The organism is Barnesiella sp. CU968 (assembly GCF_905219685.1).
GTDB lineage: Bacteria > Bacteroidota > Bacteroidia > Bacteroidales > Muribaculaceae > Lepagella > Lepagella muris_A.
In genome coordinates this window covers 1-11,523 of the sequence record NZ_CAJMXD010000050.1, presented here as the reverse complement: position 1 = coordinate 11,523, position 11,523 = coordinate 1, and the positions used below count along the sequence as shown (strand labels likewise).

9 protein-coding genes and 1 pseudogene are annotated in these 11,523 nt (G+C 45.3%); 8 read left to right on the top strand and 2 right to left on the bottom strand.

Annotated features, from left to right (window positions below):
- From JX312_RS03585 to JX312_RS03560, 6 genes and pseudogenes are all read left to right on the top strand, one after another.
- Positions 1-280 (top strand): annotated as a pseudogene (locus JX312_RS03585) (3-deoxy-8-phosphooctulonate synthase); the annotation flags it as partial.
- 13 nt (positions 281-293) lie between these two features.
- Complete coding sequence (locus JX312_RS03580) at positions 294-1,841, top strand: hypothetical protein (protein WP_128708057.1); 1,548 nt, start codon at positions 294-296, stop codon at positions 1,839-1,841.
- A 35-nt stretch (positions 1,842-1,876) separates the two neighbouring features.
- Positions 1,877-3,460, top strand: coding sequence for a sulfatase-like hydrolase/transferase (locus JX312_RS03575; RefSeq protein WP_128708056.1), 1,584 nt, complete (start codon positions 1,877-1,879; stop codon positions 3,458-3,460).
- Positions 3,461-3,762: 302 nt separating this feature from the next.
- On the top strand, positions 3,763-4,224 hold the full coding sequence (gene ndk / locus JX312_RS03570; protein WP_123405930.1) for a nucleoside-diphosphate kinase: 462 nt from the start codon (positions 3,763-3,765) through the stop codon (positions 4,222-4,224).
- 74 nt (positions 4,225-4,298) lie between these two features.
- On the top strand, positions 4,299-5,240 hold the full coding sequence (locus JX312_RS14270) for a peptidoglycan DD-metalloendopeptidase family protein (protein WP_123405932.1): 942 nt from the start codon (positions 4,299-4,301) through the stop codon (positions 5,238-5,240).
- A 207-nt stretch (positions 5,241-5,447) separates the two neighbouring features.
- On the top strand, positions 5,448-6,977 hold the full coding sequence (locus tag JX312_RS03560; RefSeq protein ID WP_204457100.1) for a mechanosensitive ion channel family protein: 1,530 nt from the start codon (positions 5,448-5,450) through the stop codon (positions 6,975-6,977).
- A gap of 14 nt (positions 6,978-6,991) precedes the next feature.
- Here the strand turns inward: JX312_RS03560 and JX312_RS03555 are convergent, their stop codons facing one another.
- Positions 6,992-8,368 carry a tryptophanase gene (locus JX312_RS03555; protein ID WP_123405935.1) on the bottom strand — a complete coding sequence of 459 codons (1,377 nt, stop codon included), beginning with the start codon at positions 8,366-8,368 and terminating at the stop codon, positions 6,992-6,994.
- Between the two features lie 271 nt (positions 8,369-8,639).
- The gene (locus JX312_RS03550; RefSeq protein WP_204457099.1) at positions 8,640-9,530 is read right to left on the bottom strand and encodes a TraB/GumN family protein; all 891 of its coding nucleotides are present in this window, start codon (positions 9,528-9,530) and stop codon (positions 8,640-8,642) included.
- Positions 9,531-9,888: 358 nt separating this feature from the next.
- Here JX312_RS03550 and JX312_RS03545 point away from each other — a divergent pair, with 358 nt between their 5' ends.
- On the top strand, positions 9,889-10,161 hold the full coding sequence (locus tag JX312_RS03545; RefSeq protein WP_204457098.1) for an HU family DNA-binding protein: 273 nt from the start codon (positions 9,889-9,891) through the stop codon (positions 10,159-10,161).
- Positions 10,161-11,411 (top strand): HU family DNA-binding protein, encoded by a 1,251-nt coding sequence (locus JX312_RS03540; protein ID WP_204457097.1) that lies wholly within the window; start codon positions 10,161-10,163, stop codon positions 11,409-11,411. Before JX312_RS03545 ends, JX312_RS03540 begins: the two co-directional genes overlap by 1 nt.
- Positions 11,412-11,523: the final 112 nt, after the last annotated feature.

Genomic DNA, 11,523 nt, shown 5'->3' with positions numbered 1-11,523 from the left:
AATGAAAAAAGAATGTGAATGTCCCGTTATAATGGATATCACTCATTCGCTACAGCAGCCGAATGGCGCAGATGGCGTAAGCGGCGGACTTCCCGGACTCATCTCGACTATTGCAAAATCCGGACTGGCGGCAGGAGCCGACGGCATATTCATGGAGACACACCGGAATCCGGTAATAGCCAAAAGCGACGGAGCAAATATGCTCCCCCTTTCGGAAGCGGCTTGTCTTCTCAAGAATCTTACCACTCTCAGGAGTGCCATTAATGAAATAAACTTATAATATTTCTAACTAAATGAAAATAAAAGCATTTTTTTTAGCAGTTACTCTTCTTGCCTGCACTGGTGCCCATGCCCAGCAGATAAACCCGATTACAAAAGCCGTGCTTCGCGGTTATCAGGAAATTCTCAATGAGAACCCGAAAGACTATACTACTCTTTATCAGCGTGCCACTCAATATTACAATCTGTCGATGTATGACGAGGCACTGGTCGATATCATCAAAGCACTCGACTATACCCCTGAAAAAGAGAAAGAGTTGCGCATAGATGAGTATTCGATGCTGACTGACATATATATCCAGACAAAAGAATATGACAAAGCCCTCTCCGCAGTCAACAATGCACTTGCGCTGTCACCCAAAGACTATGCACTGCTTTACAAAAAAGGTAATGTCGCCCTCTATCTGAATCGTCCGGAAGACGCCTACGAGTCTTTTGCCGCAATGCAACGTCTTAAGAGTCGCAGTCAGGAGGCATTCTTCGGAATGGCAAGGGCAGACATAATGATGGATAAAAAAGAAGATGCGAAAGAACTTATAAAACAAGCCGAAAACGCGGATCCGAGCAATTACCTAACCTATTGCCGCATAGGAGAGCTCTATGAAGACATGCGAGAAGATGAGAACGCCGCCGCCAACTATCTGAGTGCTTTCAGTCTCGCCGACAATAAATCAAGCCGCCCTCTGGAATCGCTCATACGTCTGGCTGACAAGAACTATCCTGCTGTGGAAGCAGCCATTCAATACGCCATTTCGCGCACTTCAAACACAGATGCTCTATATTTCCTTCAGGCAAGCATAGCATTCAACAGTGGCAACTTTCGTCAGGCATATGATGGTTTCACCCGCCTTCTGCAGTCTCGCGAAGGACAAATAGCTTCTGTTTATGCAAATATGGCTCGATGCTGCTTGGCTCTTGACAAAATATCCGAGGCTACCACAAACGCGGATCTCGCTGTGATTAAGGAAAACAGTGTCTCCACCTTACTTGTAAAAGCCGAAACAGAACTTGCCGCAAACAATCCTTCGGCAGCACTGCTCGCTGCAACAAAGGCATTGAGCATAGATGCCAACTCCACCGAAGCTCTCGTGCAATCTGCATTGGCGAATATCGCTCTTAAAGATACAAAAGCCGCCATCCAGAGCCTCAATGAAGCCGCGATGACAGACCCGGCAAATCTATATGCAAGAATGATACGTGCATATGTCAATTCCAATACACCGGACAATGCCAAAGAGGCAATCATAGAATACGGTAGAATCGGCAACACTCTGGATCCCGAGACATTCCGCGATGTTACCTATAAAGCTCTTGCCCAATGTCTGGCAGGAAAAAAACTGGATGCCGATGAAACAATGAAACGCGCGATACGCGAAAAGGAGAATAAAACCAAAGACGATTATTACCTCGCAGCTGTATATTACGCGCAGACCGGAGACCTTGCAACCGGCAAAGAAATGATAGACAAGGCTGTCAGCCTCGGCTACCAGAATCTGTATAACCTCTATACAAACAACACCGCAAACCTTAATATAGCGCCTTTACGGCATCTTCTGAAATAAGACACAAGAATAACACTAACCAAATAACCTGACAAATGAAAACGATGAAAAGCGCACTGGCAGTCATGTCGCTTGGCATGATTGCCTCTGCCAATGCTTCGGAAGCTCCGAAGAAAGAAAAACGCACATCCGACCCTTCAAGACCCAATGTCTTGATAATCTACGCTGATGACCTCGGATACGGAGACCTGCAATGCTACGGTGCAAAAAATGTAGAGACTCCCAATGTCAACCGTCTTGCTGACAACGGAATCCGTTTTACGCATGCTTATGCCACAGCAGCCACCAGCACACCATCACGCTATTCTATGCTTACCGGTCACTACAGCTGGAGACGTCCTGACACGGACATAGCACCAGGCGATGCAGGCATGATCATCAGACCGGAACAGTATACGATGGCGGACATGTTCAAATCTGCAGGATACGCCACATGCGCTATTGGCAAATGGCATCTCGGTCTTGGCGACAAAACAGGAACACAGGACTGGAACGCCCAGCTGCCGGCAGCTCTCGGTGACCTCGGTTTCGACTATTCTTATATCATGGCTGCAACAGCCGACCGCGTGCCTTGTGTGTTCATTGAAAACGGCCATATAGCGAACTATGACCCTTCCGCTCCGATCGAAGTCAGCTATAAAGAGAACTTCCCCGGAGAACCGACCGGAAAGGATAACCCTGAACTGCTTTACAATCTGAAACCCACATTCGGGCACGACATGTCGATTGTAAACGGAATTTCACGTATCGGATATATGAAAGGCGGAGGCAAAGCTCTCTGGAAAGATGAAAACATTGCCGATTCCATCACGGCACATGCAATCGATTTCATAAAAGAGAAGGGCAACGAACCTTTCTTCATGTATTTTGCCACAAACGATGTCCATGTGCCCCGTTTCCCTCACGACCGATTCAGGGGAAAAAACAAGATGGGACTCAGGGGTGACGCCATTGCACAGTTCGACTGGTGCGTCGGGCAGCTTGTCAAGACTCTTGAGGACATGAAGATTCTTGACAACACAATCATTATTATATCAAGCGACAACGGACCTGTACTGAACGACGGATATGACGACCACGCACAGGAACTACTAAACGGACATTCCCCCACAGGCGAACTCAGAGGCTCCAAATACAGCCTGTATGAGGGTGGAACTCGCGTTCCGGTAATAGTACACTGGCCACAGGGAAAACTCAACAAAGGCGAAAACAAGACTGTCCTTTCTCAGATTGACCTCGTTGCATCGTTTGCAGGATTTCTTGGTGTCAGCATGCCGAAAGGAAGTGCTCAAGACTCTTTCAACCGCATGGACAACTGGCTCGGACGCGACATGACAAGCCGTCCCTGGGTTATACAGCAGGGATATGACCATACCCTTGCAATCCGTGTGCCGGACTGGAAATACGTTGAAGCAAGCACTTTCCCAAAAATGAAACCACGCGGAGCCTATGTCGAGACCGGTTGCGCACCAGTGCAACAGCTCTTCGACATGAGCAAGACATATGAAGAGACAAATGTGGCTCAGGAACATCCGGAGGAAGTGGGAAAACTTCATCTGCTTCTTGAAATGATCAGAAAAGGAAACTACAATGAACTTCCGGCTAACGAGATGCCCTGATCCAAACTGAAAATGCTAAATCATTAAATGACATGGGCATTTCTTTGCATTAACATATTTTAACAATAAATACACTCAAAACTTGCACACACCTCTCGGGTGTGTGCAAATTGTTTAAAAGCATGTTGTAAAACATAAAACCGCCCTAAAATCTAATATAGTATCAAGTTAGAACCATGATTCGGATTAAACGCCGTAACTGAAAGGAAAAAAGTTGTTAAAATATTGGGATATAGGAACACTTTTGATTATCTTTGAATCGTAAGAAGTTGAAAATCTTAAAAATTGTAAAACTGCAAGAAATGGAACAGACACTTGTAATCCTCAAGCCTTCTGCAATTGAGCGCAATCTTATAGGCGAGGTAATCGGCCGGATTGAAAAACGGGGATTGATAATTTGCGGCATTAAAATGATTCAACTCGATGAAGCTATACTTCGAGAACACTACGCCCACCTTGCCGACAAGCCCTTCTTTCCATTGATTGTTGCTTCTATGGTGGCTTCTCCGGTCATTGTAATGTGTCTCAAAGGTATTGATGCTGTAAAGGTATTCCGCGAAATGACAGGTGCGACCAACGGACGCAAAGCTGCCCCGGGAACACTTAGAGGAGACCTTTGCGTAAGCGGACAGATGAACATCGTTCACGCAAGCGACAGCGTTGAGAACGCTAAAATCGAACTCGCGCGCTTCTTTAAACCTGAAGAGATTTTCGACTACACTCCTGCATACTTCAACTTCCTCTACGCCGAGGATGAGTTATGATATAAAACAACCTGATAATTTTAACCTATAACCTCTCTTTTCGAAGAACATCTCCTCGAATTTCAACGAAAGAAATGATTAGACTTAGAAAAATATTCGGAGCCGCGATACTTATGGCATTTGCCGCATCAAGCGTATCGGCACAGCAAATAGTATCAAAAGCAGCTCATTCCGACATGCACAAGCAGCTTCTTGCCAATCAGGCGAAAAGCAAAGACCAGATTCGTCTTGTGGAAAAAAATACTTTTATCGACCTTATTGATGACATCGAACCTGAACTTGACATCTATACCGAAGGTTGGAACAGCAAAGCCGTGAACCCTTTCAAGCAATCGGAGGTGCCTGATTCAAAGGTAATAGACGTTACAGGCTACTTTATGCCGGTGCCGGGAAGGGTCACATCCAACTACGGATACAGGGCGCGATTCGGAAGAATGCACAAGGGAATTGACCTCGCCATACGAAGCAACGACACTATTTACGCTGCATTTGACGGTAAAGTAAGACTCACAGCCTATGAGGCAAGAGGGTATGGAAACTATGTCATCATACGCCACCCCAACGGACTTGAAACAGTATACGGACACCTTAACAAACATCTCGTAAAACCTGATCAGACGGTAAAAGCCGGTGAACCAATCGGTTTAGGCGGCAGCACCGGCAGAAGCACAGGTCCTCACCTCCATTTCGAGACACGCTTCATGGGATATGCAATAAATCCCTCTGCAATATTTGATTTCGCAAACCATACAACACATACCGATACTTATACATTCTCAAAATCCACATATACAAAACCGAGAAACTTTGCACCCTCAAAGAATCTCGCAAAAAGTGAAAAAGAGAATCCTTATAAGAAAGGCAACGGCAAAAAAACAACCTATACTGTCAAGAAAGGCGACACGCTTTCAGCAATAGCCCGCTCATATGGCATGTCGGCAACTACACTGAGAAAACTCAACAGCCTTGCAAGTTCCGACAAAATCAAGGCAGGACAGGTTTTAAAACTGAAATAATTGTTTCATAATAGTGTTTTACATTAATTTTGCATAATAAAGAATGCGGGGTGGCAAGTGATTGTCGCCCCGGATTCTTTTACAACCCGATAATAATTGCCATACACTGCCCGATTGCCCTGCTTGCAACAGAATACCTTATCACCGGACTTGAACATTTAGAGCTTATCCTTTGTATTAAATGCATAATCACAGCATTTGACACAAATGATTCCACTAATTGTTTCCCACACAGACAGCATACCAGCAGCCCCCATAGACACAAATGTGGGGTTCCATCTGTCTGACACTACTGAAGAAAGTTCATATTTCATCGCAAAAATCCTTATGAAATGCGTGAACTGGTTTCTTGACATCTTCGGTCTCGAACACCATTCAACTTTGTTTCTACTGCTATATGCCACACTGGTCTTTCTCGTGGCATGGTGTGTGGGAATGATGGTAAAATGGATTATGGTATACACCCTCAATAAAATCGGACCTCATGTAAAGAACGATTTTTACAGTTACCTTGTCGGGCATCATTTCTTCACAAAGATATGCCGCATCATCCCTCCTATCATATTTCTTATCCTTATTCAGTTCACTCTTAACGGGAGAGAATCTCTTGCCCTGTGGCTGACCCGAATCACATGGATATATATCGTATTCATCCTATGCCGAACTTTCACCACTCTTGCAGATGTAGTCTGGACTCACGTGAATAACAGAGCCAACAAACGTCACCTTCCTTTGAACGGCGTTGTTCAACTGGTAAAACTTATTTTATGGATTATCGGAGTCATCATAGTGTTCGGAATCCTGTTCAACAGATCCCCGGCATCCATGCTTGCCGGACTCGGAGCGTTCTCTGCGGTTCTTATGCTTGTATTCAAAGACAACATATTAGGTGTTGTAGCTGGTGTTCAGCTGGCAGAAAACGACTCTCTCCACGAAGGAGACTGGATTGTACCGAACGGCTCTGATGCAAACGGCACTGTGATAGAAGTCGGACTCACGGCAATTAAGATCGAAAACTGGGATAAGACAATATCCACAATCCCCCCTTACGATCTTATAAGCAAAGGTTTCAAGAGCTACAGAAACATGCAGCTCAGCCATACACGCCGCATACAACGAAGCTACATGATAGATGCGGACAGCATCGTGGCGACCGATGACAATATGCTTGCGGAATTTGCTGAAATTCCGTTGCTGAAGGAATGGATAGCAAAGAAGCTCGAACAACGCGCTGCCGGAAAAGTCGAGGAAGTCAACAATAGCGCAGGACTCGTAGACGGATCCATTGACACCAACCTTGGAATACTCAGGGCATATGTCAAACTTTATCTTGACGCCAATCCGAACATCAGCCACGCTGATGATTGTTTTGTCAATACACTCGCTCAGACAGCCACAGGAATTCCATTCCAGGTATACTGTTTCACATCCACTTCATCATGGATTCCTTACGAAGGCATACAATCAACGGTATTCGAGCATATAGCGGTAATGCTATATCGATTCCATCTCTACACCTTCGAGAATCCGACCGGACGCGACACTATCATTGACGGCTACCTAAGTCCGGGAAAAGATCCGGAATATTTATGGGGACTCCCCTATCCTTTCTTCAACGGCAGCGGACACCCGGGAAAACCCGGCGTGCCACCAGCCGGTCTTTATCCGGGTCCGAACCTGTATTGCGGACCGGTTCCCCCGGCTTCAGCCAAAAAAGAAAGCCCTGCTCAGAAATGAGCAAGGCTTTTTTATTATCCGAGAGGTTCGAGTTTGACAGTGAAGTGTCGCATCAGCTCCGCCTCCCATTTGATTCTGACACCCCGAGTGACTTCATGCCTACGGTCATATACATTCTTCAATGCCGCTGCAATGACATTCATATGATTGTCAGTGTAAGTGCGCCGGCATATGCAGAGACGCAGAAAATCATTGCCATCAAAACGATTTTCACGTGTGACCGGATCACGGTCCGCAAGCAGATACCCGATCTCACACCCTCTGACACCTGCTTCCCTATACAGTTCGATAGTGAGACGCTGAGCCGGGAACTCCTCTTTAGGTACCCTGTCAAGCACCTTGTCGGCATCGATAAAAAGCGCATGTCCTCCTACAGGACGCTGATACGGTATCCCGTATTCATCAAGTTTGGCGGCGAGATACTCAACCTGTTTGATACGGGTCTCAAGCATTTCGAATTCGGTATTTTCGTCAAGACCGACAGCGAGTGCCGCCATATCGCGGCCGTTCATTCCGCCATAGGTAAGGAACCCTTCAAAAGGAATCACGAAACGCTTGGCTCCCTCATATATATCCTCCCAGCGCGTCGCAATGAATCCGCCCATGTTCACAAGCCCGTCTTTCTTCGATGACATTGTCATGATGTCGGCAAGGCTGAACATTTCCCTGCATATCTCTTTTATTGTGGCATCCTTGAACTCCGGTTCCCGCGTTTTGATAAAATAGGCGTTCTCGGCAAATCTTGCCGAATCAAAAACCACTCTTTTACCATATTTGTCAGCGAGCTTACGAACCCCACGGAGATTTTCCATGGACACAGGCTGCCCTCCAGCTGTGTTGTTTGTAATCGTTACAATTATAAACGGTATTTTATCACTGTCTTTGGCAAGAACATTCTCAAGCTTGTTCAGATCCACATTTCCCTTGAACGGAATCTCAAGCTGTGTGTTTTTTGCCTCATCAACCGTGCAATCCACAGCAAAAGCCTTACGACTTTCTATATGTCCCTTAGTGGTATCAAAATGAGAATTACCAGGGACAATATCACCATTCTTGACAAGATGCGAGAAAAGCACATTTTCTGCAGCACGACCCTGATGAGTGGGAATCACATACTCAAACCCGGTGATACGGGTTATTGTATCCTTAAGTTCATAGAATGAACGCGCTCCGGCATAAGACTCATCACCAGTCATCATTGCCGCCCACTGACGGTCACTCATTGCGCCGGTGCCTGAATCGGTCAGGCAGTCTATGTAAACCTGATCTGCCCGCAACATGAACACATTGTAATCAGCTTCCTTGAGCCAACGTTCACGCTCTTCACGCGTGCTCTTACGTATCGGCTCAACCATTTTTATTTTCCAAGATTCTGCAAAAGGTAGTTCCATGTGTAATTAGATTTACGTTTATTCGATAAAATTAAGCATCCCGCACCAATTTTCAAAGAAAAATTCCTTTAAAATTCGATACGGGATAAACAATGTATATTTTAATACTATAATATTTAACTCAATCTAATATTTATGCCCTAAATATTATATGCAAGAACTCGTTTTGACTTATTTTTCTTAACACCGGCGAGATACTTCCGAAGTACTTTCGTTCCTCTCCATTACAATGAACAATGTCAATGCAGATGCCATGGAGATCTGCCGATTCCTATTTGTTTTTGATTGCTGTCACTGTATATCCTGCCTTGCGCAACCCCTCGATCACTCCGTTTTCTCCGGGAAGATGCAAAGCTCCGACAGCCACAAATGTTGGCGCAGCATTAAAAATTTCCGGAAGCTTTGAAATCCAGTCTGCATTACGCTTGTTAATTAGCAGTTCCATAAACGCGTATGAATCCTTATTCTCATCTTTTGTAAGCTCGAACAACCCGTCTATATCCTGCGCAAGATAGGCATCGTTGAGTTTCTGCGATTTCTCCACGTTTTCAACCGGATTGTCAAGAAGTTCCACCAATGCCTCTGCCTGTTTCGAGATCGGCTCTGAACAATACAGAAGTTCTGCCTGATATTCAGGCGTTTCGAGTCCTATAACTTCCTTTCCTGTCGCTTTACCCTGAAGTTGGAAATACGTGTCAAGCTGCTCAGTCTGATTATATCCGGGAAGCTTCTGCTTCACCATCTCTACAGATACCATAGCCGTAATCACCATAGGCTTCATACCCTCCAACATCTGCAGTTCCATCCCGGGCATGGGTGCCCATTTCCTGAATTCCTCCGATATACGTCCGAAATCTTCCGGCGAAATGACACGGGAAAGAGTGCTGTCCGCCGGAGCAATCATATAACGCTGAATCTTTGAAGCAAGTTCCATCTGATTCACAGTCATGTCTATCTCTCCTACAACCTGACTTGCAGATTTATATGCATCACGACATCCGGGCAATTCATCTATGACGGATAATGGTGCAAGATGATGAGTTCCGAAAATATACGATGGATTTTTAAGTCCGTTGCCCTCTACCTTATAGAAAATCTGGGCAGATGTCGAAATGCAGAATAGCACTGCTAATGACAATAATGCTGTAATTCTTNTTTTCATTATTATTCTGTTTAAAATTGTTTTTATTCAATATGAATGTATATTGAGAATGACTCAATGACTCAATAAGCAAGACTATATATTCAGAATGCCTGCCTGTTGAGAGTAAAATTCCCTTGAAAATCCCCCTTCTTGTGAATGAAATTTAAGAAGCTGTTTAAATTTATTTTCAGAGTATTTTGAGAAACATTTTCGAGATGTTTTCGCCACTCGATGAGCCGACAACCTTACGGCTGGCGGCGATGAGAGGAGGAAGACGAGTTCAGTTTCTAAGAGTTATATATAAGACGCAGTAAAAACAAATAAATTTCATCAGAACCGTTTTTTTTGTTAATTTTGTAAGAAATGAACCACACCAATGGACAACAGAACCTTCATAGATAAAATTGCCGAAAGAACAGGCAGATCCAGAGAAGAGATCTCCGATCTTACAGAATCTCTCGGTGTCATTGTTGCCGAAGCGATAAAGGACGGTGACATAGTAGCGATTCCTTCTGTCGGCACTTTCGAACCAAAGCTTAGAGCGGAAAGGATAACTATTCACCCGTCATCCGGTAAAAAGATGCTTATCCCCCCTAAATTGACAATAAACTTCAAACCGTCATCACTTCTCAAACAAAAGATACGCTGATGAACGAAAAGATAACACTCCCGACTCTTGTCAGTCTGCTGGCTGACAAGACAGGAAAACAAAAAAAGCAATGCGAAGATTTCCTTCGCGAATTCTTCAACACCCTGGTCGATGCGATGGAGGCAGGTGAGAATGTGCGTATTAAATCTCTCGGAACATTCAAGGTAGTAGCCGTTGAACCTCGGAAGAGTGTTAACGTCAACACAGGCGAACAGATGGAAATTCCGGGACACAACAAAATTGTCTTCGTACCGGCAAAAGAGCTCGCCGAAGAGGTCAACGCCCCCTTCGCCATGTTCGAATCCATAGAAATCCCCGACAACGCACTGGAAGATCCTCTTCTCTCCTCCGCAACCTCAGACCCGTCTGTATCTGCGGCGCAAGCCGAAGAAGACCCTCTCCCCTCCTCTGCAATCTCAGACCAGACTGTGTCTGCGGCGCAAGCCGAAGAAGACCCACTCCCCACCTCTGCAAGCTCAGACCAGACTGTGTCTGCGGCGCAAGCCGAAGAAGACCCTCTCCTCTCCTCCGCAATCTCAGACCAGACTGTGTCTGCGGCGCAAGCCGCAGGGTACCCAGAACCCGATGAGGATTCGGATGAAAACGAACAGGAATTCGAGCTTGAAAATGAATCCGGACTGGATTCATTTCCAATCGTGTCTCAACTGAACGAAGAGCACACTGAAACTCGAAGAAACTATAGATTTTTATTGGGATTTGCATGCGGCGTGGCATGTGCGGCTGTGATATGCCTGTGCGCATATCTGTTTTTCTTTGAGAAGTGGGTAGCCACTGTCTCTGAAGAGAAAAACACAGAAGTTTCTGTACAAGCAGAAACTTCCGGACAATTGACAGATGCTGATGTCAGACAAGTTCCGGAACCTGACGTATTAGACAGCGACAAGAAAGATTTAATTGAAGCTTCTGACGCCGACTCGAAGAATGAACAGATGGCAAAAACGGAACAGACGGCGGAAGTGCCAACCCGCCCGTCTGACGAACCGGTATATGATACCATCACAAAAACCCGTTATCTAACCACAATGGCTAAAGAGCACTACGGCAACTACAATCTGTGGCCGTATATATACGAAGAGAACAAAGCTATCCTTGGTCACCCGGATCGCATACGTCCCGGCACAAAGGTTATTGTTCCCCCTCTGTCAAAATATGGAGTAAATCCCTCCGATCCCGATGACATTGCCAAAGCGAAGAAGAAAGGAGTGGAAATCTACGCACGTTATCAATAAGAAACTGAATTCATCTTGACTTATTCATAGCCCGCTATGCTCCTTTGCCTTAAATGGATTTTATCCGGAAGTGAGCCGCCCCAAATTTCACGTTTATTTTTAAACAAGCTCT

What these genes read in the sequence shown, in the direction of transcription:
- JX312_RS03555 (WP_123405935.1), bottom strand. Translation starts at nt 8,368, where the DNA reads ATGGAACTACCTTTTGCAGAATCTTGGAAAATAAAAATGGTTGAGCCG.
- JX312_RS14270 (WP_123405932.1), top strand. Translation starts at nt 4,299, where the DNA reads ATGATTAGACTTAGAAAAATATTCGGAGCCGCGATACTTATGGCATTT.
- JX312_RS03575 (WP_128708056.1), top strand. Translation starts at nt 1,877, where the DNA reads ATGAAAACGATGAAAAGCGCACTGGCAGTCATGTCGCTTGGCATGATT.
- JX312_RS03560 (WP_204457100.1), top strand. Translation starts at nt 5,448, where the DNA reads ATGATTCCACTAATTGTTTCCCACACAGACAGCATACCAGCAGCCCCC.
- ndk (WP_123405930.1), top strand. Translation starts at nt 3,763, where the DNA reads ATGGAACAGACACTTGTAATCCTCAAGCCTTCTGCAATTGAGCGCAAT.
- JX312_RS03580 (WP_128708057.1), top strand. Translation starts at nt 294, where the DNA reads ATGAAAATAAAAGCATTTTTTTTAGCAGTTACTCTTCTTGCCTGCACT.
- JX312_RS03540 (WP_204457097.1), top strand. Translation starts at nt 10,161, where the DNA reads ATGAACGAAAAGATAACACTCCCGACTCTTGTCAGTCTGCTGGCTGAC.
- JX312_RS03545 (WP_204457098.1), top strand. Translation starts at nt 9,889, where the DNA reads ATGGACAACAGAACCTTCATAGATAAAATTGCCGAAAGAACAGGCAGA.